Annotated in this window: 19 protein-coding genes; 6 read left to right on the top strand and 13 right to left on the bottom strand. The window is 66.6% G+C overall.

Going from position 1 to position 24,674, the window contains the following annotated elements; all coding sequences use genetic code 11:
• Nucleotides 1-13: 13 nt before the first annotated feature.
• Nucleotides 14-493: an Lrp/AsnC family transcriptional regulator gene (locus tag ACQR1X_RS12405; RefSeq protein ID WP_315803903.1), complete on the bottom strand. Its 480-nt coding sequence runs from the start codon at nt 491-493 to the stop codon at nt 14-16.
• 134 nt (nt 494-627) lie between these two features.
• Between ACQR1X_RS12405 and ACQR1X_RS12400 the strand changes: the two genes are divergently transcribed.
• The gene (locus tag ACQR1X_RS12400; RefSeq protein ID WP_315803902.1) at nt 628-1,020 is read left to right on the top strand and encodes a nuclear transport factor 2 family protein; all 393 of its coding nucleotides are present in this window, start codon (nt 628-630) and stop codon (nt 1,018-1,020) included.
• A gap of 953 nt (nt 1,021-1,973) precedes the next feature.
• Here the strand turns inward: ACQR1X_RS12400 and ACQR1X_RS12395 are convergent.
• A complete protein-coding gene (locus ACQR1X_RS12395; RefSeq protein WP_434898935.1) occupies nt 1,974-2,888 on the bottom strand; it encodes a phosphoribosylaminoimidazolesuccinocarboxamide synthase in 915 nt (304 codons plus the stop codon).
• A 42-nt stretch (nt 2,889-2,930) separates the two neighbouring features.
• Nucleotides 2,931-3,848 carry a pirin family protein gene (locus ACQR1X_RS12390; protein WP_434889640.1) on the bottom strand — a complete coding sequence of 306 codons (918 nt, stop codon included), beginning with the start codon at nt 3,846-3,848 and terminating at the stop codon, nt 2,931-2,933.
• A gap of 140 nt (nt 3,849-3,988) precedes the next feature.
• On the opposite strand from ACQR1X_RS12390, the gene ACQR1X_RS12385 reads away from it, so the two are divergent.
• Both ACQR1X_RS12385 and ACQR1X_RS12380 read left to right on the top strand, forming a co-directional pair.
• Nucleotides 3,989-5,041 (top strand): helix-turn-helix domain-containing protein, encoded by a 1,053-nt coding sequence (locus tag ACQR1X_RS12385; protein WP_316215346.1) that lies wholly within the window; start codon nt 3,989-3,991, stop codon nt 5,039-5,041.
• 141 nt (nt 5,042-5,182) lie between these two features.
• The gene (locus tag ACQR1X_RS12380; RefSeq protein ID WP_434898934.1) at nt 5,183-6,589 is read left to right on the top strand and encodes a serine hydrolase domain-containing protein; all 1,407 of its coding nucleotides are present in this window, start codon (nt 5,183-5,185) and stop codon (nt 6,587-6,589) included.
• 8 nt (nt 6,590-6,597) lie between these two features.
• Here ACQR1X_RS12380 and ACQR1X_RS12375 read toward each other — a convergent pair whose 3' ends face one another.
• Complete coding sequence (locus ACQR1X_RS12375; RefSeq protein ID WP_434898933.1) at nt 6,598-7,968, bottom strand: MmgE/PrpD family protein; 1,371 nt, start codon at nt 7,966-7,968, stop codon at nt 6,598-6,600.
• Nucleotides 7,969-8,085: 117 nt separating this feature from the next.
• On the opposite strand from ACQR1X_RS12375, the gene ACQR1X_RS12370 reads away from it, so the two are divergent.
• On the top strand, nt 8,086-9,228 hold the full coding sequence (locus tag ACQR1X_RS12370) for an FUSC family protein (protein ID WP_316215343.1): 1,143 nt from the start codon (nt 8,086-8,088) through the stop codon (nt 9,226-9,228).
• Nucleotides 9,229-9,233: 5 nt separating this feature from the next.
• On the opposite strand, the gene ACQR1X_RS12365 is transcribed toward ACQR1X_RS12370, so the two are convergent.
• The 3 genes from ACQR1X_RS12365 to murA form a co-directional block, all read right to left on the bottom strand.
• Nucleotides 9,234-10,619, bottom strand: coding sequence for an MATE family efflux transporter (locus ACQR1X_RS12365; protein ID WP_434898932.1), 1,386 nt, complete (start codon nt 10,617-10,619; stop codon nt 9,234-9,236).
• A 707-nt stretch (nt 10,620-11,326) separates the two neighbouring features.
• Nucleotides 11,327-11,806: a DUF2867 domain-containing protein gene (locus ACQR1X_RS12360; RefSeq protein ID WP_315803894.1), complete on the bottom strand. Its 480-nt coding sequence runs from the start codon at nt 11,804-11,806 to the stop codon at nt 11,327-11,329.
• Nucleotides 11,807-11,976: 170 nt separating this feature from the next.
• The gene (murA, locus tag ACQR1X_RS12355) at nt 11,977-13,272 is read right to left on the bottom strand and encodes a UDP-N-acetylglucosamine 1-carboxyvinyltransferase (protein WP_434898931.1); all 1,296 of its coding nucleotides are present in this window, start codon (nt 13,270-13,272) and stop codon (nt 11,977-11,979) included.
• A gap of 321 nt (nt 13,273-13,593) precedes the next feature.
• On the opposite strand from murA, the gene ACQR1X_RS12350 reads away from it, so the two are divergent.
• Nucleotides 13,594-15,588, top strand: a complete 1,995-nt coding sequence (locus tag ACQR1X_RS12350; protein WP_434898930.1) for an acetoacetate--CoA ligase — start codon at nt 13,594-13,596, stop codon at nt 15,586-15,588.
• Nucleotides 15,589-15,651: 63 nt separating this feature from the next.
• Here ACQR1X_RS12350 and gyrB read toward each other — a convergent pair whose 3' ends face one another.
• The 5 genes from gyrB to dnaA form a co-directional block, all read right to left on the bottom strand.
• Complete coding sequence (gene gyrB / locus ACQR1X_RS12345; protein WP_315803891.1) at nt 15,652-18,087, bottom strand: DNA topoisomerase (ATP-hydrolyzing) subunit B; 2,436 nt, start codon at nt 18,085-18,087, stop codon at nt 15,652-15,654.
• 298 nt (nt 18,088-18,385) lie between these two features.
• On the bottom strand, nt 18,386-19,522 hold the full coding sequence (gene recF / locus ACQR1X_RS12340) for a DNA replication/repair protein RecF (RefSeq protein ID WP_316179095.1): 1,137 nt from the start codon (nt 19,520-19,522) through the stop codon (nt 18,386-18,388).
• 81 nt (nt 19,523-19,603) lie between these two features.
• The gene (locus tag ACQR1X_RS12335; protein WP_316179097.1) at nt 19,604-19,972 is read right to left on the bottom strand and encodes an endonuclease domain-containing protein; all 369 of its coding nucleotides are present in this window, start codon (nt 19,970-19,972) and stop codon (nt 19,604-19,606) included.
• A gap of 97 nt (nt 19,973-20,069) precedes the next feature.
• The gene (gene dnaN / locus ACQR1X_RS12330) at nt 20,070-21,188 is read right to left on the bottom strand and encodes a DNA polymerase III subunit beta (RefSeq protein WP_315803888.1); all 1,119 of its coding nucleotides are present in this window, start codon (nt 21,186-21,188) and stop codon (nt 20,070-20,072) included.
• 301 nt (nt 21,189-21,489) lie between these two features.
• A complete protein-coding gene (gene dnaA / locus ACQR1X_RS12325) occupies nt 21,490-22,920 on the bottom strand; it encodes a chromosomal replication initiator protein DnaA (RefSeq protein WP_316179099.1) in 1,431 nt (476 codons plus the stop codon).
• A gap of 496 nt (nt 22,921-23,416) precedes the next feature.
• On the opposite strand from dnaA, the gene ACQR1X_RS12320 reads away from it, so the two are divergent.
• Entirely contained in the window at nt 23,417-23,737 is a 321-nt protein-coding gene (locus ACQR1X_RS12320; protein WP_434896184.1) for a hypothetical protein, read from the top strand.
• Nucleotides 23,738-24,238: 501 nt separating this feature from the next.
• Here the strand turns inward: ACQR1X_RS12320 and rpsT are convergent.
• Nucleotides 24,239-24,505 (bottom strand): 30S ribosomal protein S20, encoded by a 267-nt coding sequence (gene rpsT / locus ACQR1X_RS12315; RefSeq protein WP_012047584.1) that lies wholly within the window; start codon nt 24,503-24,505, stop codon nt 24,239-24,241.
• Nucleotides 24,506-24,674: the final 169 nt, after the last annotated feature.

Below are 24,674 nucleotides of genomic sequence, written 5' to 3'. Positions count from 1 at the left end.
TCTGCCGATAGCGTCACTGAACGTGCTGCAGCGGCAGCGGTGCCGCGGCCTTGCGGGTCTGGATCGCGATGTTGCTTTTGACCTCGCGGACGATGGGCAGGTTCAGCAGCCGCTCGACCAGGAACTGCCGGTAGTGCTCCAGGTCGGCCGTGACGACCTCGAGCAGATAGTCCGACTCGCCGGAGACCAGATGGCAGGCCAGGACTTCCGGCATCGCGCAGACGGCCTCTTCGAAGGCCAGAGCGTGTTCGTTCGCATGTCCCGCGATCTTGATCGCGAGGAATGCCGAGAATCCGAGGCCGACGCCGTCGCGATTCAGGACCGCGCGATAGCCCTGGATGACGCCGTCCTGCTCCAGCCGCTTGACGCGACGAAGACAGGGAGACGGTGACAGGCCGACCCGGTCGGCCAACTCGACATTGCTGAGCCGGGCGTCGGCCTGCAATTCCCCGATGATGCGCTGGTCGATCGCATCGAGCTTGGCTTTTGGCATATCTCTGACATCAGTCGCGGAAAACAGTGGGTCTATTGCGTAACGAGCCCGTACGTTAGCACAGTTCGCAAGGACACGCGCGCCGGTTCGGGGCGAGGATGACGTGCTTCCCACGAGCCTCCGGAGACCTGGATATGACCGACACCGCTGTGCCCCAGACGTTGCTCGATGCCGTCGAGCGATACTTCGACACCATGTTCGACTCTGATGTCGAACGATTTGACCGGGTGTTTGCGCCGACCGCGCAACTGCACGGCCTGCGTGACGAGGCTCTGCGCGTCCTGACCGCGGCCGAGTATCGTCAGCTGTTGACGACCACCCCCTCGCCGCAGTCGAAGAGCGCGCCCCGCCAGCAGGAAATTCTGCTCATCGACTTCGCATCATCCACGCAGGCGGTCGTGAAGGTTCGCGTCAGGATCGATCTGATTCTCTATCTCGACTATCTCTGCTTTCACCTGATTGGCGGCGAGTGGCTGGTGACGGCCAAGTCGTTTCATGTGGAGCGGCGTTTTGCGGACGGGAAGTAATTGTTCAGCCGACCTGCGCCAAATGCGCGCCGTACGCAACTGCCCGTCGGGCTATTCTGCCGCACCAGTTTGTGCTTGCTAATTTTCCGAAATCATGTTTCTATCCGCGCATCCCGTCCTCATGCAGAGGGGCGTACGCGTCGTCACGATACGTAGAGGCGGGGAGCGGTGGCCGCGGGTCTGTCAGGTGCTGATGCGCTGGACGATGGACAGCTCGCGGACGTTCAAGCTGTGTGGTCCTGGCGCCCCGAAGCTGGCGCCAAGTCCGCGGTGACGCGATCCCTGACAGGACGTGTCATCAGGGCGACGGGGGCAAACAAGCCGGTCCCCGGGGAGAGCGCGGAGCAGACGTAAACCCATCGCGCAGGGAGGGCCGGGATGTCTCGGCTGAACCTGTGGTACCTGCCGCCTGCATTTTTTTCCGCAGGCGGGCCATGGGAGCAGCCAGCTCCCGGCCTTCCCTGCGCCCTCGGCATTTCCAGAGGGCGGGATCGATCAGCAGAACTCGGGCCATTGCGCCGCGAGGCCGATCAGGCGCGTCTTAACATGGATGGCGGGGCTCATGCATGCTCGGCGCTCGCCTCGCTTGCAATAGGGCCATTTCATATGAGGTACGGGCTGTGGCGACAAACAATCCCGGACGTTAGTTACGCCGTCATGCCCGGGCTTGTCCCGGGCATCCACGTGGCGCTCAGCGTGCTGAACGACGTGGATGGCCGGGACAAGCCCGGCCATGACGATGTGGCGACGCATGAGCGCACGACTCTGATCGCCAGATACCATGGCTCTGCCCCTTCCAGGGGAGCTCGGATTGCCTCGAATGCAATCCGGATCAGCGGCTCCCCTCCCTGCCAGCGGGGTGAGGGGGAGCACTGCCGATGCGGCATGAGTTCAGCTCACACGTCCAAACAAGAGCGCTGGTCGTGCAACCGCTGACCGCAGAAAAGCGATCCTTAGATCTTCAGCTCGCTGCCCGTCACGCGCCGGAACGCCTCCAGATAACGCTGGCTCGTCGCGTCCACCACGCTCTGCGGCAGCGGCGGCGGTGGAGCGTCGCCGTTCCAGCGGCCGGCCTTGCGCTCGGCGTCGAGATAGTCGCGCAGCGGCTGCTTGTCGAAGCTCGGCTGCGGCTTCCCCGGCTGATAGGCGTCGACGGCCCAGAACCGCGAACTATCCGGCGTCATGACCTCGTCGATCAGGATGATGTTTCCATCCTTGTCGCGGCCGAACTCGAACTTGGTGTCGGCGATGATGATGCCCTGCTCACGCGCCAGCGTCTCGCCGAGCGTATAGACGGCGCGTGTCATGCTCTCCAGCGTGTAGGCCGTGTCGTCGCCGACCACCTCGCGCATCCTGGCGATGGTGATGTTCTCGTCGTGGCCGGTCTCGGCCTTGGTCGCCGGGCTGAAGATCGCGGGCTCGAGCCTCTCACTCTCGACGAGGCCGGCGGGAAGCTGCTCGCCGGCCAGCGTGCCGCTGGCGGCGTATTCCTTCCAGGCCGAGCCCGAGAGATAGCCGCGGATCACGCATTCGATCGGAAACACGGTGGTGCGCTTGCACAGCATCGCCCGCCCGAGGATCTCCTCGCGATGCGGCTGCAGCGCCGGCACCTCGGCGATGATCTCGTCGGTGTCGGCCGAGATCATGTGGTGATGCACCACGCCTTCCAGCGCGTTGAACCAGTAGGCCGAGATTTGCGTCAGCACCGCGCCCTTCATCGGGATGGTCTCGTTCATCACGACGTCGAAGGCGGAGATCCGGTCGGTGGTCAGCAGCAGCACGCGGTCGTCGCCGACGGCATAGATGTCGCGGACCTTGCCGCGGCCGATTTTCGGGAGCGGCAGATTGCTGGCGAGAAGCGTGGTCATCGTTCGGAGCCTTCGAAACGGGAGCGTTGCGCTCCCAATAGCCTATTCCGGCAGCGGAATGAACTCGTGCTCCTGCGGGACGGCGGCGAAGCGGCCGGTTTTCCAGTCCTGCTTGGCCTGCTCGATGCGCTCCTTGCTGGAGGAGACGAAATTCCACCAGACGTGGCGCGGCCCCTCCAGCGCGTCGCCGCCGAGGAACATCATCCGGGTCGGCTTCACTGTGCGCACGCTGATCGCATCGCCAGGCCGGAAGATCAGCAGCCGCGGTCCCTCGTGGCGCTCGCGCGCGATCTCGACCTCGCCGTCGACGATGTAGATGGCGCGCTCCTCGTGATCGGGATCGAGCGGCACCACCGTGCCGGCCTGCGCGGTGACCTCGACATAGAACCAGGGCGACACCATCGTCACCGGCGAAGCTTTTCCAAACGCCCGGCCGGCGATGACGCGCGCGGAGAAGCCGGTGTCGCTGACCGTCGGCAGCGCGCCAGCCGCATAATGCTGGAAGCTTGGCGCGATCTCCTCGGACTCGACCGGCAGCGCGATCCAGCTCTGCAGGCCCAGCATGTTCTGGCCGTTCTGCCGCTGCAGGTCCGGCGTGCGCTCGGAATGCGCGATGCCACGGCCTGCCGTCATCAGGTTCATCGCGCCGGGTTGGATCTCCTGGACGTTGCCCTCGCTGTCGCGATGCATGATGGCGCCGTCGAACAGATAGGTGACGGTGGCCAAGCCGATATGCGGATGCGGCCGCACGTCCATGCCCTTGCCGGAGACGAATTGCACCGGACCGAAATGGTCGAAGAAGATGAACGGCCCGACCATCTGCCGGCGGCCATGCGGCAGCGCGCGGCGTACCGCAAAGCCGTCGCCGAGATCACGGGTGCGCGGCACGATGACGTGCTCCAGCGCATCGCACGAGGTGGGATCGCCGAATTCGGGATCGTTCGAAGGCTGCCAGCTCATGGGACGCTCCTGAGATGTGGTCACGCGAGCCTAGCAGCTTCGCGACGGCGAGGGCAGGGCATGAGGTCGCGGCGTCGGCGTGATTTGAACGGAGCGGCACTCCGGCCTAGAGTTCCGGCGCTGACAACGGATCCGTGACGATGACGCTCGACAGCCTCGATCTCGTGCTTCGCGCCGCCGCCATTGCGCTGCTCGCCGTGCTCGCCGTCGCGTTGGGACGTGACCTCGGTGGTCAATGGCGCGGCCGGCTGGCGATCGCGCTGGCGCTCGGCTCGGCCGCGCATGCGGCGACCTTCAACATCGGCGGGACGGCGGCGCCATCGCTCGCTTCCGCGCCGCTGATTGCGCTCGCGACGGCCGACATCATCGTGCTCTGGCTGTTCTGCCGCGCGCTGTTCGACGACGGCTTTGCGTTGCGCGGGCTGCACGGCCTGATCTGGCTGGCTGTGTTCGGCTTCAGCCTGATCGGCTGTCTCGTGCTCGGACCTGCCGGACATGGCCGGCTCGTGATCGTCGCCAACAATGTGCTGGCGCTCGGCTTCCTTGGCCTGACCTTGGCGCAGACCATCCGCTCCTGGTCGGCGGATCTCGTCGAGGGACGGCGGCGCATCCGGGCCTTCGTCGTGATCGCGGCGCTGTCCTACGGTGGCGTCAATGCGCTGCTGCAGATGGCGTCCGCCGGCAGCGGCCCATCCGAGCTTGCCAATGTGGTCAATGCGGCGATGTTCCTGGTCGTGGTCGGCGCCGTCGCGCTGATGCTGCTCAGGGTCGGTGCCGGCGATGTGTTCGCGCCGGAGACACCGCCGGTCGCAGAGCCCGAAGCCACGGCTCCCAGGGCCGCGGACCGCAGGCTGGTCGACGCGCTGATGCGGCTGATGGCGGATGAGCGGATCTATCGGCGGGACAACGTCACCATCGGGATGCTGGCGACCAGGCTCTCCATTCCTGAATACCGGCTGCGGCGGCTGATCAATGGCGAGCTCGGCTACCGCAACTTCAACACCTTCCTCAACGCCCACCGCATTGAGGAGGCCAAGGCCGCGCTCGCCGATCCCGCCCAGGCCGAGGTGCCGGTCATCACCATCGCCATGGATGCCGGGTTCCAGTCGCTCGGTCCGTTCAACCGGGCGTTCAAGGCGGTGACTGGGGTGACGCCGACCGAATACCGGCGCATGAGGCTGGCCGCAGCGTGATCTGTTCGGCCTTGAAATCACGGAGGAATTCCAGAATCGGCGAGGTCCCGGCCATTCCCGGCTGGTGCGATTTGCGAAATCGGCGAGCATCCGGGCCGCAGCCGCGGTCTGGTCCGGCGGATCCAACTTCCGGAGCTCCTCATGACCAGACGCCGCCTGCTGCCTGCTCTCGTTGCCACCACCGCGCTGACCGCCCTGGCGGTCGGCGGCGCCCGCGCCCGCGATGTGCCGAAGGTGGCAACCGGCTTCATCGCCAGCGTGCTGTGCTCGGAGACCTTCGTCTCCGGTCTCGACCCGGACCGCACGCTCTCCGAGACCCGGGCCGCGATGCCCGGCGCCGGCCTGCTGAGCTGGGCAATGGACGTCCGCGTCGATCGCGCCGCCAAGGACGTCAGCGTGACGCTGCTCGGGCTCGGCCGGAGCCACGCCGTGTATCGCGACGGGCTCGGCTGCCACGTGGACCATGGCGAGAGCCGCGACTGGCCGACCGTCCGGTTGTCGCCGCCGCAGCCGGCCTTGCTGCCCGACATCGCTCCGCCGCACGTCGTGGCGCCGGCGACACCGGCGCTCGCCGCGGCGCTCGACCGCGCCTTTGCCGAGCCGGAGGCGCCGCCGTTCCGGCGCACCCATGCCGTCCTGGTGATGAAGGACGGCAAGGTCATCGCCGAGCGCTACGCGCCCGGCTTCACGCTCGACACCCCGCTGCTCGGCTTCTCCGCGACCAAGTCGATGACCGCGACCCTGATCGGCATTCTCATCCGCCAGGGCAAGCTCGCGCTGCATGCGCCCGCGCCGGTGGCGGCGTGGCAGAGCGAAAGCGATCCGCGCCATGCCATCACCGTCGATCATCTGCTGCGCCACACCGCCGGTCTCGCGCTCGGCAGCTCGCTGCAGGCCTCGCTGTTGTCGGCGCTCGAGCCGGTCAACCGGATGAAGTTCGTCGAGCCCGACCGCGCGGCCTTTGCCGAATCCATGCCGCTCAAAACTGCTCCGGGCGCGGTCAGCAACTATCACGACGGCAACACCGTCATCCTTTCCCATCTCATCCGCGATGCCGCCGGCGGCAGCGCCGCGGATGTGCTGCGCTTCGCGCATCGCGAGCTGTTCGATCCGCTGGGCATGGCCAGCGTCACGATCGAGTTCGACGCCGCCGGCACGCCGGAGGGATCGAGCCAGATGCTGGCCTCGGCGCGCGACTGGGCACGGCTCGGCCAGCTCTATCTCGACGACGGCGTGGTCGCCGGCCGGCGCTTTTTGCCCGCGGGCTGGGCGGACTACGTCGCCACGCCCACACCGAACGCCTATGTCGGCCTCGGCGCCGGCTTCTGGACCAACCGCGGCGACAGTTTTGGCGCCAACTACCGCATCGCGCATGGCTGGCCGCGCGATGCGGTCTTCGCGAAGGGCACGCTCGGCCAGTACGTCATCGTCATCCCATCCGAGCGCCTCGTCATCGCGCGCTTCGGTCGCACCGTGAACTGGCCGCCCGAGGCCGACGGCGTGGCGCAGCTCGTGAGCGACGTGATCGCGGCGACAAGAGGGGAATGACGCATGCGCTACGTTCTCCCCAACGCCGTCGCCTGCGCCACACGGTCGAAACGCTCCAGCGACAGGATCGCATCGGCAAAGCTTTGCGCGCGGCTGCTCAGCACCGGCCGTGCCAAAGTGATGAACTTGTCGCTCATCGCCTGCGCCGATGGAAACGAGGTCGGCTCGCCCGAGGGATCATCGTGCAGCCGCTCGTGCACGCCGTCCTCGGTGGTGATGGTCACGCGGGCGCCGAACGGATGGCTGCGGCCGATCTCCAATTTGTCGTCCTGCACGACGTCGAACCTGTCGGCGAGCGCGTTGATCGCGGCGTCACCAAGGCGCGTGTAGTCGTCCCAGCCGAAGCGGCCCTGGTCGAGCGCCAGCGCGCCGGTGAAGAACATCGAGAACTGGCCGCCGACGATCGAGCTCGGATGGCGCTTGGTCGCGGCGTCGCCCGTCAAGGTGATGCCGTTGCGATGCAGGCCGATCTCGACGCGCTTGACCTGGTCCGGCGTCAGATTGTGCTCGCGGCGCAGCGCGATGATGGCGTCGATCGCTGCATGGGTGTAGCGGCAGCTCGGATACGGCTTCACGCCGATCTTCATCGTCTCATAGGTGGAGCCGAGCCCGGCGACGGCCTTTTCATGGTGCGGCGTGTCGGTGTAGCCGACCAGCAGGCCGTGCTTGCCCTCGACGGATTCGATCGCGCCGACGAAGTCGTTCTTGGGGAGCGTGGCCGCGATCACGCCGTTCATCGCGGACGCACCGACCTGATAGCGCTTGTTCCAGGCGCCGTTGACGAGAAACTGCAGCGAGCCCGCCGCCTGGCTGCCGGAGACGCCGAAGGCGTAGATCAACTGTTGCTCCGACAGGCCGAACAGCTTGCCGGCGGCAGCTGCTGCGCCATAGGTGCCGGCGGTCGCGGTCGGGTGGAAGCCGCGGGCATAATGCGAGGTCGGATCGAGCGCATTGCCGAGCCGGCAGCACACCTCGTAGCCGGCGACAACAGCGGTCAGCACCTCGCGGCCGGAGGCGCCGACCATCTCGCCGACGGCGAACGCGGCCGGCACCACCGGCGCGCTCGGATGTAGCGAGGAATCGGCGTGGGTATCGTCGAAGTCGAGCGAATGGCCCATCGTGCCGTTGAGCAGCGCCGCCACCGCCGGCGTCCAGGTTCTGTCGTCGCCGAACACGGTCGCCTCGCCCGCCGCATCCAGCTTCAGCGCCGCCAGCATCTTCACCACCGACGGCGTCGACTCCGCCTCGCGCCGGGCGCGGATGGCGCTGCCGAGAAAGTCGAGCGTCAGCACCTTGGCGCGGTCGAGCACCTCGGGCGGGATATCGTCGTATTTCAGCGCGGCGACGTAGGCGGCGAGCGTTGCGGTTTCCTGGGCCATCGTGTTTCCTCACATCGTTGCAGTCAGGGTAGGCAAGCTGATTCCGCCTTTCAAGCCGGTCCGGCCCGGTGGGAGGCTGCCATGCCGACGCGCTGGTCCGTTCGAGGTGGATGATTGATGGCGTCGTTCAAGGAGCTGTTCGGCAGGTTGCGCGGCCGCAAGGCGCAGATGTCGCTGGCCGTCCGCGGCACGGTGGCGGCGACGCTCGCTTTTGCCGTTGCCACGGCCTTCCACCTGAAGCTGCCGCTGTGGGCGGTGCTGACCTCGCTGATCGTGACGCAAGGCAGTGTCGGGCGTTCGCTGAAGGCGACGCGCGACTACATGTTCGGCACCATCGGCGGTGCGATCTATGGCGGCGCCATCACCGTGTTCATTCCGCATTCCGGCGAATTGCAGCTGCTCGGCATGCTGATCCTGGCGGTGACCCCGCTCGCCTTCATCGCCGCGATCAATCCCAGCCTCAACGCCGCCACCGTGACCGCGGTCATCGTGCTCCTGGTGCCCACGATGGGCCATCTCGATCCGCTGGGATCGGCGATCGACCGCGTGTTCGAGGTTGCGGTCGGCGCGTTCACCGGCCTCGCCGTATCGTTCATCGTGCTGCCGTCGCGGGCGCATGTCCAGATGCGCAGCGCGGCAGGCCGCCTGCTCGAACTGATCGCCGCAGCAATGACCGAGCTTCTGGCCGGCCTGTCGCGGGGGCGCGACAACGACGCGCTGCATCGGATCCAGGACGGTATCGGCACCGCGCTCACCGAGTTGAACGCGACCGGGGCGGAGGCCGAGCGCGAACGCTCGGCGCGGCTGTCCTCTGGCGCCGACACCGGTCCGCTGCTGCGGACGATCCTGCGCCTCCGCCATGACGTCGTGATGATCGGCCGCGCCAGCGTGGTGCCGCTGCCCTCGGAGCTGCAGGCACGTTTGTCGGCGCCGGTGGCGCGCGTCAGCGATGCGATCGCGAGCTATCTGCGCGGCTGTGCCGCGGCCATCCGCAACGGCTCCGGCCCACCGCCGATCTGGCCGATCCATGTTGCGGTCAAAGCCTATGCCGAGCAGGTCGCCGCCGTCCGCAGCGACGGGCTGACGCGCGGGCTGCCCGGCGATGCCGCCGAGCGCTTCTTCGCTCTGGGCTTTTCGCTCGACCAGATGCGGCAGAACCTGATCGACCTCGAGCGCGTCGTCGCCGAATGGTCCGGAGCGTCGGCCGGCAAGGTGCATCGGCCGGAGCCCGGGGAGTCGTCCGATACGGCCGGCGCCTGAACTCTTCATCGGGTCAGCCGCAGGAAGCGCACCACCAGCAGCGCGGCGTAGATCGTCGTGCCGATCGACAGGCCGATCCAGATTCCGACCGCGCCGAGCGCGGTGTGGAGGCCAAGCAGATAAGAGGCGGGGAAGCCGATCAGCCAATAGCCGAGCACGGCGAGCAGCAGCGGCACCCGCGTATCCTTGATGCCGCGCAGCGCGCCGACCGCGATGCTCTGCAATGCGTCCGTGATGAAGAACGTCGTGCCGACGAGCAGCAGCGTGGCGGCCAGCGCCGCTGTCGTTTCGGCATCGGAGATCCCGGAGCCGAGGAACAGCTGCACGATGTCATGGCGCGCAATGACGATGCCGAGCGTGAACAGCACTGCGAGTGAAAGGCCGAGCAACATCGCCATCAAGCCGGCGCGGCGAACGCCGGTCGCATCATCGCGCCCGGCGGCGTGGCCGACGCGCACGGTCGCGGCCATGCTGATCCCGAACGGCACCATGAACAGGATCGCGGTGATCTGCAGCGCGATCTGGTGCGCGGCGAGCGCGGCCGTGCTGATCAGTCCCATCAGGATCGCGGCCGCGGAGAACAGGCCGTATTCGAGCAGGAACGACAGCGAGATCGGCGCGCCGATGATGAGGAGCTGTCGCATCAGTCGCCAGTCGATACGGCCCAGTCGCGCGAGGACGTGGTAGTCGCGGAACGGCGGGCGGAACGCTGCGAACCACAGCCCGGCGAGGAACGTTCCCAGGTTGACGGTCGAGGTGGCGAGGCCGACGCCGGTCAGGCCCAGCCGCGGAAAACCCCAGTGGCCGTAGAGCAGCGGATAGACCAGCAGCGCGTTGAGCGGGATCGCGGCCAGTGTGATCCAGAGCACCGGCTCGGGGCGGTTGACCGCGCCCATGAAGCTGCGCAGCGCCATGAACCACAGCATCGGCGCGATGCCCCAGGCGAGGCCGGACAGATAGTGTTGCGCGAGATGCGCCACGCCCGGGGCCTGTCCGAGCGTGAGCAGGATGGTCTCGCCATTCAGCGCGATCAGCATGATCGGCAGCGCGATGAGAAGACCAGCCCAAAGTCCAACGCGGAGCGCGCGCCGCACCAGCGCTGCGTCCGCAGCGCCGAACGCCTGCGCGGCCAGCGGCGCCACCGCCGACATCAGGCCCATGCCGAAGGTGGAGCCGACGAAGTACACGGTGCCGGCCAAGGCGGCAGCCGCGACGGCGTCGCCGCCGAGCCGGCCGATGAAGGCGAGATCGGTTGACATCATCGCGATCTGCGACAGCTGCGTCAGCGCCATCGGCGCGGCGAGGCGGATCGTGTCCCAGAGTTCGTGCGCGAGGGGAGGCGTCGGCGCCGCCGTCGGCGGTGCGTGGTTGGTTCCGGCTGTGGAGGTCATGGTCGGGGCTATAGCAGGCCCTGCGGCGTCGTGCACATCACGGCGGCATGTTCGGTCGCAGCCGTGTGCGGCACGGAGGCGCAGCTCAACCTGGCCAAATGCAGACGGCTGCGTGAGGCGCATCGTCAATCGCATTGACGTGATCGCGTGCATGACTGACCGGTCTCGCGGCGCTGACACGTCCGAGCTCTGCTTGATCGATGGCCCTCGGAAGCGAGAGGGCGCGGGGAATGCCGGGCGCTGGCCGCACCCATGGCCCGCCTGCGTAAAAAAATGCAGGCGGCAGGAACCACAGGTTCAGCCGAGACATCCCGGCATTCCCCGCGCGATGGTTGGAACGACTTATACGTACTCTCCCCGGGGACCGGGCTTTCTTGCCCCCGTCGTCAGCGGAATCGCCCGCCGGCTTGACCTCAGCGTCGGGAGGCCAGGACCATACGCTTTCGCCGTATGCGACCGCCCCTTCGTCCACGCGCCAGCCTCGAGTTGCTACCCAAGTGCGCGCTGAGAGCCGCCGCATCCACCGCATCCCCGCCCTCAACGTCCGTGACGATCGCGAAGCGCCCCTCTCATGAGGACGGGATGGCTACATTGTTTCTGATTCTTGGAATAATAGCAAGCAAAAAATTCGGAAAAACGGCAGCCGCGATATTGGCGGCTTGGGCACGGAGCGCCGGTGCGACAGCGAGCCGAAGACTCGCGTGTCATCATGCGGCTGCTGCGACCTGCCGGAGCATCGCCTTCACGACGAGCCGGTGAAACGGCTTGATCATGGCGAGATAGATGCGGCCGAGAGCATTGTGGGTCTCGACCAAGGTGGTCGCTGTCACTTGCGAGGTCGCGTGCTGAGAGGCCACGTCGACCAGGACGCGAAAGTCCAGATGCTTGTCGTCGAAGCCGAGCACGAGCCGGGCCGGCGTTTCGTCGACGACCGGAAAAATCCCGATCAGAGGACGTGGGTTGCTTGGGTCCGCGCCCGAGGTCTTCAGACCGAAGGGCCTGACCAGCAGGTTGCGGAGCTTCAGGAGCGCCGCTATCCACCAGGGCGTGTGACCGAGCATGCGCTCGGCCGCGGTGCGGGCAGCAACGGGCGGGCCGTTGATCGTGATGCGAAAGGCATCGGCGAACTCCGCGCCGGCCAGCCATCGGGTACCGTCGACGTTGGGAGTGATCTCGCTGATTGTCATGAGCGATGAGCCTCACATGTCAAGGTTGCTCGCGCGCCATGCGCGATGCGCAGCAGCATCGCACGCGCATGTCCGCGAAGCCAGTGCGCCGATGGCCTTGCGCCAGGGTCATTCAATTTCGTCATTGCGAGCTGCGCTCGCAATGACGGAGGAGAGATGTGCGTAGTAAACTACCGCCCGCGCTCCGGCACGCGGGTGATCTTCGCGCCCAGTGCGTTCAGGCGCTCGTCGATGCGTTCATAGCCGCGTTCGATCTGGTCGGCGTTGTCGATGTACGAGGTGCCTTCGGCGCAGAGTGCTGCCAGCAGCATGGCCATGCCGGCGCGGATGTCGGGGGAGACGACGCGGGCGCCGCGCAGGCGGCTGGGGCCGGCGACGATGGCGCGGTGCGGGTCGCACAGCACGATGCGCGCGCCCATCGAGATCAGCTTGTCGACGAAGAACATCCGCGACTCGAACATCTTCTCGAACATCAGGATCACGCCCTCGCATTGCGTGGCGGTGACGAGCGCGATCGACATCAGGTCGGCCGGGAAGGCCGGCCAGGGCTGGTCCTCCAGCTTCGGCACGTGGCCGCCGAAATCGTCCTTGATCCTGAGCGTCTGCTCCGAGGGCACGATGAGATCGTCGCTGGCGACCTCGCAGACGATGCCGAGCCGCTCGAAGCCCATGCGGATGGAGCGCAGATGCTCGGTACCGGCGCGCACGATGCGCAAGGGAGAGCGCGTCACCGCGGCGAGCCCGATCAGCGAGCCGACCTCGATGTGATCGGGCTGGATCGCGTAGGACGCCTGACCGAGCGTGCTGGCGCCATGGATCACCATCGTGTTGGTGCCGATGCCCTCGATGTTGGCGCCGAGCGCCACCAGGAAATGCGCGAGGTCCTGGACATGCGGCTCCGAGGCCGCGTTGCGCAGATAGGTCGTGCCGTGCGCAGCGACGGCGGCGACCAGCGCGTTCTCGGTGGCGGTGACGCTGGGCTCGTCGAGGAACACGTCGGCGCCTTTCAGGCCGGAGGCGCGCAGCTCGATCTTGTCGGTCGCGGTGACCGTGGCGCCGAGCTGCTCGAAGGCCAGGAAATGGGTGTCGAGCCGGCGCCGGCCGATGACGTCGCCGCCAGGCGGCGGCAGCGCCACTTCGCCGCAGCGGGCGAGCAGGGGTCCTGCCAGCAGGATCGAGGCGCGGATGCGAATGCACAGATCCGGATCGAGATCGGCGGCGCGGATGTCCTTGGCATGGATCGCGAGCCGGTTGCGGCCGCGCCATTCGGCGGAGGCACCGACCGAGCGGATCAGCTCGACCAGGGTCTCGGTGTCGCGGATGCGCGGCACGTTGTCGAGCGTGACCGGATGCTCGGTCAGCAGCGCGGCGGCGATGATCGGCAGCGCGGCGTTCTTGTTGCCGGACGGCTCGATCGCGCCTTTGAGCCGGTGACCGCCCTCGACGATGTATTGAATGGGCGCCATGCGGTGATGATCCGTTGTCGAAGCGTGTGGCCGTTGCCCTTGCCGGCTTCGCGACGGCGTTCGGGCACAGGGTGTCCAGCGGGATCAACCTGTTCCGCAATCCGGCGACCGCGAACCTGGTTCACGGGCCGCCGGGGTCCTCATGAGACCGACTCCTAACGCCAATTCCAAAACGGAATCAATGCCGGAAAATCGCGGCGGGCCACTTTGCCACGGCGGCGGGGCAGCGGCCGGGGAGCGCGCCGTGTTCTTGACGGCCGGTGTGGCGCGGCCGATGGTCGTTGGCTGCCGCGGCTGCGGCAGGGATGGAGAAACGCTGGAATGGCCGATGATCAAGCTGACGTCTGGACCTGCTCGGCGCAGCGACAGGCGCGCGCCAACATCCGCCGATATCTCGACTGGCTCGCTTCGCGCGGCCACAGCTTCTCCGGCTATCACGATCTCTGGCAGTGGTCGGTCGACGACGTCGCCGGGTTCTGGCGTTCGATCTGGGATTATTTCGAGGTCATGGCCGACGGCGAGATCGGCGAGGTCGTCTCGCGCGATCCGATGCCGCGGACGCGCTGGTTCACGGGGACGCGGCTGAACTTCGCCGAGCACGTGCTGCGCCACGAGTTGAGCGGCAGTCCCGATCGAGCGATGCTGCATCACGGCTCGGAGCTGCGTCCGCTGGCGGCCGCGAGCTGGGGCGAAATCGCAGGCCGCGTGCGGCGGCTCGCCACGTCGCTGCGCGAGATGGGAATCGGCAAGGGCGACCGGGTCGTCGCCTACATGCCGAACATTCCCGAAGCCGTCATCGCGATGCTCGCGACCACGGCGATCGGCGCGGTGTGGTCCTCGGCGGCACCGGAATTCGGCGCGCAGACGGTGATCGACCGCTTTTCGCAGATCGCGCCGAAGCTCGTCTTCGCGGTCAACGGCTATCGTTATGGAGCGAAGGATTTCGATCGCATCGGCGATCTCGAGACGATCCTCGCAGCGCTGCCGAGCGCCGAGATGCTGGTCATGCTCGACTATCATCCGGCCGCGCGCAAGGCGCCGGAGTTTCGTGGCCGCATCCGGGCGTGGCCCGACCTGCTCGACGGTCCGGCGATCGCGCGCGACGCATTTCAGTTCGCACGCGTCGCATCGGATCATCCGCTCTGGGTGCTGTTCACCTCGGGAACGACCGGCCTGCCGAAGCCGATCGTGCACAATCACCACGGCATCGTGCTCGAGCACTACAAGTCGGCGGCGTTTCATTTCGAGATCGAGGCGGACGGCACGCTGTTCTTCTACTCGACGACAGGCTGGATGGTCTGGAACACGCTCATGTGGGGGCCGCTGATGAACGGCAGCTCGGTGCTCTATGACGGCCATCCGAGCCATCCGGACGCGCGGCTGGTGTGGCGGCTCGTGGAAGCCGCCGGCGTGACCGTGCTCGGCATCAGCCCGAGCTACATCCAGCTGGTGCGGCAGCAGGGCGTCGTTCCGGGCCGCGAGTTCAATCTGGAGCGGCTGCAGTCGGTGATGCTGGTCGGATCGCCGTCGACGCCGGAGGTGTTTCGCTGGGTGCACGAGGCGGTCAAGCCCGAGGTGTGGGCCTCCTCGCAATCCGGCGGGACGGAGTTCTGTTCCGGTCTGCTGGCCGGCTCGCCGCTGCTGCCGACGCATGCCGGCGAGATCCAGGCTCCGGCGCTCGGCGTGGCCGCGGTCGCGTTCGACGATGCGGGGCGCGAGATCGTCGACGAGGCCGGCGAACTCGTCGTGCGCGCGCCGATGCCTTCGATGCCGCTCTGCTTCTGGGGCGATGCCGATTTCGTCCGGTATACGGACAGCTATTTCGGCGTCTATCCGGGGGTCTGGCGCCATGGCGATCGTGTCCGCTTCAACGCGCGCGGCGGCTGCCACGTCTTGGGCCGTTCCGACGCCACGCTGAACCGTCATGGCGTGCGGATCGGCTCGGCGGAAATCTACCGGACGATGGAGGGGATTCCCGGTATCGTCGATAGTGTCGTCATCTGCATCGAGCAGCCGGACGGCGGCTTCTACATGCCGCTGTTCGTGCAACTCGCCCAGGGCATCGAGCTGACGGACGGGTTGCAGGACGAGATCCGCCGGCGGCTGCGCCACGAGCGCAGCCCGCGGCATGTCCCCGACGTCATCATCGGCGTGCCGGAAATCCCGATGACCCTGACCGGCAAGAAGATGGAGGTGCCGGTCCGTCGACTGCTGCTCGGCGACGCTCCGGACAAGGTCGCGAGCAAGGATGCCACCCGCAACCCGGCGGCGCTGGACTGGTTCACGCAGTTCGCGGCGGCACGGCGAGGCGGATGACAGGGGCGAGCGTCAGCCCGATGAGGGACAGGCCGGACGGCTGGAGCGTCCCGGCATCTGGGCCTACACGTCGACGTTCGCCGACAGCGAGTTGTCCTGGATGAATTCGCGGCGCGGCTCGACGACGTCGCCCATCAGCTTGGTGAAGATGTCGTCGGCCTCGTCGACCTCCTTGACCCTGACCTGCAGCAGCGTGCGGGCCTCGGTGTCGAGCGTGGTTTCCCAGAGCTGTTCCGGGTTCATCTCGCCCAGACCTTTGTAGCGCTGCTGGGTGACGCCCTTGCGGCCGGCATCGATGACGGATTCGAACAGATCGACCGGGCCGTGGATCACCGTCTGGACGTCGCCGCGGCGCAAGGTGCCGGGCTTGGCATAGGCCTCCTGCAGGCGGGCCGCATAGTCGTCGAGCTTGCGGGCATCCGCCGAGGCGAGCAGCGCGTCGTCGATGACGGCGACGTCCTTGACGCCGCGCACGGTGCGTTCGAAGGTGAAGCCCTGGCCCTCGAGGAAGTGACCGATCCAGCCGCGCTCGACCTCGTCGGCCAGCACGTCGAGCCGTTTCGCGATGTACTCGGCCGCGGCGTCCGCGGTCGCCAGGTCGCGGGTGATATCCGGCCGCAGCACGCCGGCGATCGCGGCCTGCTCGACGACCTTGCGATCGTAGCGGCTGTGCAGATTGCGCAGGATGTTGCGGACGATCCGCGCTTCCTCGACCAGCCCCAGCAGGTCGCGGCCCTTGCGCTCCTCGCCCTCGGCGGTCTTGAACACGCAGTCGTCGAGCCCGGTGCCGATCAGATAGTCTTCCAGCGCGCGCTCGTCCTTTAGATACTGCTCGGACTTGCCGCGCATCACTTTGTAGAGCGGTGGCTGCGCGATGTAGAGATGGCCACGGTCGATGATCTCGCGCATCTGCCGGTAGAAGAAGGTCAACAGCAGCGTGCGGATGTGCGCGCCGTCGACGTCGGCGTCGGTCATCACGATGATCTTGTGATAGCGCAGCTTGTCGATCGAGAACTCGTCGCTGATGCCGGTTCCAAGCGCGGTGATCAGCGTGCCGATCTGTTCGCTGGACAGCATCTTGTCGGGGCGCACGCGCTCGACATTGAGGATCTTGCCGCGCAGCGGCAGCACCGCCTGGAACTCGCGGTTGCGGCCCTGCTTGGCGCTGCCGCCGGCCGAGTCACCCTCGACGATGAACAGCTCGGACTTGGCCGGATCCTTCTCCTGGCAGTCGGCGAGCTTGCCGGGCAGCGAGGAGACGCTGAGCGGGCTCTTGCGGGTCAGCTCGCGCGCCTTGCGCGCGGCCTCGCGCGCCGCCGCGGCCTGGATCACCTTGCCGACGATGGTCTTGGCCTCGCCCGGATGCTCCTCGAACCAGGCGGCGAGCGCCTCGTTCAGAACGTTCTCGACCACGGGACGCACTTCCGAGGACACCAGCTTGTCCTTGGTCTGCGACGAGAACTTCGGATCGGGCACCTTCACGGAAAGAACGGCGGTGAGACCCTCGCGACAGTCGTCGCCGGTCAGCGCGATCTTCTCCTTCTTCGCATTGGCCTCGGCGTAGCCGTTGACCTGGCGCGTCAGCGCGCCGCGGAAACCGGCGAGATGGGTGCCGCCGTCACGCTGCGGGATGTTGTTGGTGAAGCACAGCACGTTCTCATGATAGCTGTCGTTCCACCACAGCGCAGCTTCCACGGTGATGCCGTTGACCTCCGATCGCACCATGATCGGCGCCGGGACGATCGCCTTCTTGTTGCGGTCGAGATATTTGACGAACTCCTCGACGCCGCCGTCGTAATGCATCTCCTCGCGCTTCTCGACCGCGTGGCGCATGTCGGAGAGCACGATGTTGACGCCGGAGTTGAGGAAGGCGAGCTCGCGCAGACGATGCTCGAGCGTCGCGTAGTCGTATTCGACGTTCTTGAAGGTCTCCGTCGAGGCCAGGAACGTCACCTCGGTGCCGCGCTTGCCCTTGGCCTCGCCGACCACCTTCAGCGGCGCAATCGCATCGCCATGGGCGAACTCGATGAGATGCTCCTTGTCGTCGCGCCAGACCCGCAGCAGCAGCTTGCTCGACAGCGCGTTGACGACGGAGACGCCGACGCCGTGCAGGCCGCCCGACACCTTGTAGGAGTTCTGGTCGAATTTTCCGCCTGCGTGCAGCTGGGTCATGATGACCTCGGCCGCGGACACGCCTTCGCCCTTGTGGATGTCGACCGGAATGCCGCGGCCGTCGTCGCGCACGGTGACCGAATTGTCCGGATTGAGGATCACCTCGACCGCGGTGGCGTGGCCGGCCAGCGCCTCGTCGATCGCGTTGTCGACGACCTCGTAGACCATGTGGTGCAGGCCGGAACCGTCATCGGTGTCGCCGATATACATGCCCGGGCGCTTGCGCACCGCGTCCAGGCCCTTCAACACCCGGATCGATTCTGCGCCGTACTCGTTCGCGGTTGCAGGCTCGGTGTCGGCGATGGTTTGCCGGGCGGGTTCGGTCATGTGGGGCCTTCGGAAGGGTGGTCGAATCGGCATCGCAAACCGCATGCCGAGAGCGCTCTTTCTCTCACGAAAGAAGCCACGCGCCTAGCGCAAAGTGGCCCTTCGTAAGACATTGAAGAGATAGCGTTTTTTAACGGTTTTTCAAGGCCTGGCGAGGGTCGTTTTCGTCCCCTCCGAAAGCCGGATTCAGGCCATTCCCGCGGCTGGTTTTGAGGCGTGCGGCGGGGCGCTTTCGCGTGCGATTCAGGGCACGAGTCCGGTATGACCCCGGGGGGATCCCGACCAACGGCCGAAGGCGTTACCGCCGCGCGCTGATCCGTCCGGCCTCGACGTCGAAGATCTCGCCGAGCTCGCGTAGTTCGGCAAACGCCGCGGGGTCGGCGCCGGTCAGCCATACCTGGGCACCGAGCGTGCCGAGCTCGGCGAACAAAGCGGTGCGGCGGCCGGGATCGAGATGGGCGACGATCTCGTCGAGCAGCAGCATCGGCACGATGCCGGTGGTCTCGGCGACCAGCGTCGCATGCGCGAGGATGAGGCCGATCAGCAGCGCCTTCTGCTCGCCGGTCGACGCGTCGCGCGCCGGCATGTTCTTCGGTGCGTAGACGACATGGAGATCAGTGAGATGCGGCCCGTCGAGCGTGCGGCCCGCCGCGGCATCGCGCGCGCGATTGTCGCGCAGCATCGCGCGGTAGCGGTCCTCGACGGCCAGCGCCGGCTCGCTCAGCAGCGCATTCTCCATCCAGCCGTCGAGCGCGATCTCGGCGGATGGGAACGCCGAGGCTTGTCCGCGCTGGCGCAGCATCGCAGCGAGCTTCACCGCGGTCTGGCCGCGGCTCGCGGCGACGGCGACCGCGAGCTCCGCTGTCTCGCGCTCGATCGCGCCACACCAGTGGTCGTCGAAATTGCGCACCTCGAGCAGCCGGTTGCGCGAGCGCAAGCTGCGCTCCAGCGCCGACACGCGGCTCGAATGCTCGCTGTCGATCGCGAGCACCAGGCGGTCGAAGAAGCGCCGCCGCTCCGAGGCCGCGCCCATGAACAAGCCGTCCATCGCAGGCGTCAGCCACACCATGCGGATGTGGTCGCCGAAGGCGGCTGCGGAGCCCACCGGCTCGCGGTCGATGCGGCAGCGCCTGGTGGTGCTGGCGTCGCTGCGCGGCGGCTCGATGCCGGTGCCGAAGGTCGTCAGCCCCAGCGCCCCCTCGACCTCCGCCGAGACCGCCCAGGAGCCGTCGCCCTGGTTGTCGGCGACATCCTCGAGTGTCGCGCGGCGCAGGCCGCGTCCCGGCGCGAAGAACGAGATCGCCTCCAGGCAATTGGTCTTGCCGGCGCCATTGGCGCCGACCAGCGCAACCATGTCCGCCTGCACGCTGACGCTGGCAGCGCGATAGCTGCGAAAATGCGTCAGCGCGAGGCGGTGGATGCGGGAGGGGGTCATGGGAAATCTAGGCCACACATTCGAAATCCCCTCTCCCCTTGCGGGAGAGGGTGCCGCTGAAGGCGGCGGGTGAGGGGTATCTCACGGCTCGCTCAGCTTCGTGAGGATGTCCTCTTGAACGGCGGTCGAATTGTACAGCACGTCGTTGTTCCAATAGCGAACGATGCGAAATCCTGCAGCTTTCAAGATCGCGTCTCGCTCGGTGTCTTTCTCGTTGTCAGCATGCTGGCTGCCATCGATCTCGATGATCAGGCGCTTTTCGAAGCAAACGAAATCGAGGATGAATTGCTCTACGGGCGCCTGACGACGGAATTTGTATTTCTCAAACCTGCGATCACGTAGCAGTCGCCACATGGCCGCTTCGGATTCGGTCGGCTGACGTCGCATCGTCTTGGCGAAGCCGCGGATGCGTGTGGATGTCGTCCGATGGCTCGGTGATCGTGGAGGCATACCCCTCACCCGCCTCGCTTCGCTCGGCACCCTCTCCCGCAAGGGGAGAGGGGATTTTCGTCGTGTGGCTCGTCCCAAGCGTTGCGTGCAGCGCGCCTCACACCCGCATGGGCATCAGCACGTACAACGCATTCCTGTTGTCGCGGTCCTGGATCAGCGTCGGCGAGCCCGGATCGGCAAGCCGGAGCACGGCGACCTCACCCTCGATCTGGGCGGCGATGTCGAGCAGATAGCGCGAGTTGAAGCCGATATCGAGGGCATCCGCGGCGTACTCGACCTCGAGCTCTTCGGTCGCGCTGCCGGAATCCGGATTGGTCACCGACAGCACCAGCTTGCCGGGCGCCAGCGCCAGCTTCACGGCGCGGCCGCGCTCGGAGGAGATGGTAGAGACGCGGTCGACGGCGGCGGCGAAATCGGCCTTGTCGACGACCAGCTCCTTGTCGTTGTTCTGCGGAATGACGCGGCCGTAATCCGGGAAGGTGCCGTCGATCAGCTTCGAGGTCAGCACCACTTGGCCGAGCGTGAAGCGGATCTTGCCCTGCGACAGCTCGATCCTGATCTCGCTGTCATTGTCCTCGATCAGCCGCTGCACCTCGCCGACGGTCTTGCGCGGCACGATCACGCCCGGCATCTCGGCGGCGCCGGCCGGCTGCGGCAGGTCGACCTGGGCGAGGCGGTGGCCGTCGGTGGCGACGGCGCGCAGCGTCGGCTGCTTGGCGGTGCCGCCGGCATGCAGATAGATGCCGTTGAGGTAGTAGCGCGTCTCCTCGGTCGAGATCGCAAACTGCGTGCGGTCGATCAGGCTCTTGATGTCCTTGGCCGGAACCCCGAAGGCGTGCGTCATTTCGCCCGCGGCGAGATCCGGGAAATCGCTCTCCGGCAGCGTCTGCAGGGTGAACTTGGAGCGGCCGGCGCGGATCGCGAGCACCGCGCGCTCGCCGTCGCTCTCCAGCACGATCTGCGAGCCGTCCGGCAGCTTGCGGACGATGTCGTAGAACATGTGCGCCGGAACTGTGGTCGAGCCCGCGGTGGCGGTCTCGGCGGCCAAGGTTTCCGTCACTTCGAGATCGAGATCGGTTGCGCGCAGCGACAGCCGGGCGTTCTCGGCGCGGACCAGCACGTTACCCAGGATCGGGATGGTGTTGCGCCGCTCGACCACACGATGGACGTGGCCCAGCGACTTCAGGAGCTGCGCGCGTTCGACGGTCACCTTCATTGCACTTACCCGCCCGTTCCCAACTGATCTCGTCCTGGAATGCCGGCGGGCTAGAGCAGCGCCGCGGCCGATGGCACCTCGCGCCCGAACGGCGCTTGGCCAGCGTCCAGGAGCGTGAGGGGGAGGCGTAAAGTGGCGCGGATGGGGCTCAAGCGCAAGGGATGCGGAGCCGATTTCCCATGTTTAGGCAGGCTCTTCCGGGACCCGGAGGAAAGGGCCGAGCATGACGACCGAGGACAGCGTCGACAACGGCCCGGCTGGGGGCGAACCTTCTGTCCGCTCCCCTGGCCGTGCGTGCCCTCTAATCCTGCAGCTGGCGCTTCAGCGACTCGACCTCGTCGTTCAGCGTGACGTCCTTGCCGACCAGCGCCTCGATCTTGCGCACGGCGTGCAGCACGGTGGTGTGGTCGCGCCCGCCGAAGCGGCGGCCGATCTCGGGCAGCGAGCGCAGGGTCAGCGTCTTGGCGAGATACATCGCGACCTGGCGCGGGCGCACCACGTTGGCGGTGCGGCGCGACGACAACAGGTCGGAGCGGCTGACGTTGTACTGCCGCGCCACGACGCGCTGGATGTCCTCGATCTTGATCCGCTTCGGCTCCTGCGGGCGGACCAGGTCGCGCACCTCGCGCTCGGCCATGTCGAGCGTGACCGGCTGATTGTTGAGCTTGGAATGCGCCAGCAGGCGGTTGATCGCGCCTTCGAGATCACGGCCGTTATGGGTGATGGAGCGGGCGAGATAGTCGAGCACCGGCTCCGGCACGTCGAAGCTCGCATGATGGGCGCGGGCCGCCGCGACGCGCGACTTGAGAATGCCGAGGCGGAGATCCTCGCCGAGCGTCGCCATCTCGACGACGAGGCCGCCGGCAAGCCGCGAGCGGACGCGATCGTCGAGGCTTTCGAGATCGGACGGCGGACGGTCGGCGGCGATCACCACCTGACGCCCCGCGTCGATCAGCGCGTTCAGCGTATGGCAGAACTCCGCCTGGGTGGATTTGCCCTGCAGGAACTGCAGGTCGTCGATCACCAGCACGTCGATGCCGCGCAGTGCTTCCTTGAACGCCAGCGCGGTCTGCGATTTCAGCGCCGCGACGAAGCCGTACATGAACTTCTCGGCGGTGAGGTACAGCACCTTGCGCTCGCCGCCGGCGTTGCCGGCCCAGGTGACGGCCTGGAGCAGATGCGTCTTGCCCAGCCCGACGCCGGCATGGATGTAGAGCGGGTTGAACATCACGGGATCGCCGCGGCGACCGTCGGCGACCTGGCGCGCCGCCGCATGGGCCAGCGTGTTGGCGCGGCCGACGACGAAGCTGGCGAAGGTCAGCCGCGGATCGAGCGGCGAGCCGCCGAGCGCGTCATGGCTGGCCGCCACCGGCGTCATCACCGGGGCGCGCGTGTCGGCCGCCGGCTTGGCGTCGCTGCGCTCGGCGCGGCGGGCTTCGACGGCGACGGGGGCTTCCTTGACCGGCGTCGCGCAGCGCATCGCGGTGCGAACGGACAGATCGATACGGTGCACCTCCGGCATCTCGGCCTGCCAGCACGACAGCACGCGCTCGGCGTAGTGCGCCTGGATCCAGCTCTTCAGGAAACGCGTCGGCACCGACAGATGAACGCTTTCGTCCTGGACGGCTTCGAGGTCCATCCGCGCAAACCAGCTCGTATAGACATCCTCGCCGACGGTCGAGCGCAGCCGACCCTTCACGCGAGACCAGCGTTCCTGTTCCGAATTTGTCATGGCAGTCGCAACTTTTCGAATTGAGTGGTGGTGTCGTGTGATCGCCGGGCAGGCGTCCCGTGGAAGGACGCGTCTCCCGCAGCGAGACCTCGAGCGGAGGCTCAACTCCAGACATGGCTTGCCGTTCGGCGCGAGCGCCGTTGGGCTGATCAATGCTGGTGAAGAAAACTACTCCGCGAGGTCAGCGCATACTCGGACGAGCGGGAGGGCCGATGGCCGTGCTGGCGATGGCCGTGCTGGTCGTACCGGTCACTTCAGTGCCGACCGCCGAAGTGCCGACCGCCAAGGGTGCGTGATCCGGAACCAGCTTATGGTGTGTGCCCGCAATTTGTCCGTAAAGCATGCAACCTCCCCGCCCTGCCGTGATTGCTCACGGCAAGTTGTCATCCCAATGCCGCCGCGTCCGAACCCCAAGATTCAGCCGCACCGCCGTACATCCCGTCCAACTTGTCCACTCGGTGAGCGAAGCCGCCACGAGCTCCGGCCGGGTCGACCGATGTCGTATTTCTCTTGTTCAAAGCGGCGCAACGATGATGCTGCGCCCGAGAAATTTCGACAAAGTTCGATCGTTCCCCATATTGCTATGGGTACAAATCCGGCCATCGCTTTGGAAAGCGTCGCCAACGCGCACACCGCCGCCGATTTGCACGTCCGCCCCGTTTCTAAAACCGCGCTGGTCTCAAGATCGTGGGCGCCGCGAGTGATTAAAGAAATACACGATGCGTCGGGACTCGCAATCCATAAGATCGGAGCACGCGTGACGAGTCTTCGCAGCGGTTGCGACGCGGTGTTGCGCGTTAAGAAAGCAACGTTTTGAATCATCGCGAGGAATCTCGGATGTGACAAACAACATCGTCTGCCCAAAATTTCTTCATAATTTTTTTATGTTTCGACCGGCCTCACCCGCTTTTCCAATCACTTGGTCGCGCTATGCGCTTAAGTCATTTTCGAGACGATGTTTTTCGCGATTGCCGGACGCGGGTAACTCCCGCGATGCGCGGTGCGTGACGTGAACGACGCGCCGCGCTCACTTGACATCGCTGCGCAAGCGCGACGCGCAGAGTCTTCGCTGTTTCAGGTGAGACAATATTGTCACCGCGTAAAACTACGGAACGTCACGTAGGACTACGGAACAATGTCAGGCGCGTATGACGTCGCGCATCCTCCAACACGCGCAGATCGCATTCGCGACGCGATATCGCCATCAAATAGAAGGCGCGGCGAGGAACGAATGTGCTCCGGCGCAATGCGCAAAAAGAAAAGCCCGGCGCGAGCCGGGCTGTTTGCATCTTGATAGTTCGCCAGTGGCGCGGTCGCGTTACTTCGCGAGCTTGGCGATCTGATGCGTGAGGCGCGACACTTTGCGGCTCGCGTTGTTCTTGTGAATGATGTTGCGCTGCGCGGCGCGCATCAGCTGCGGCTCGGCGTTGGCCATCGCCTTCAGCGCAGCCTCGCGGTCGCCCTTCTTGATCGCGTCCTCGACGGAGCGAACGGCGCCGCGCATCTGGGTGCGGCGCGACTTGTTGATGATGGTGCGGCGGGCAATCTTGCGCGTCGCTTTCTTCGCGGAGGTCGTGTTGGCCATGCTCTCAAATATCCTTCGGCGGCGAGCAGTCGCCGCTCTTGCGGGTACGCGCGCGGCCCGCTTGACGCGGCCCCATCGACGCGGTGGGTTGTTCGGACGCCTCTCTGAGAATGCCATGACCGGAGCGGATGCTCGGCGGATCGGCGCTGCTCAAAGAACAGCGGCGGCG

It is taken from the genome of Bradyrhizobium sp. HKCCYLRH3073, assembly GCF_051167995.1.
In the GTDB taxonomy this organism is placed as follows: Bacteria; Pseudomonadota; Alphaproteobacteria; order Rhizobiales; family Xanthobacteraceae; genus Bradyrhizobium.
Note: the sequence above shows the minus strand (reverse complement) of the source record. Positions and strands in the feature narration are given on the sequence as shown.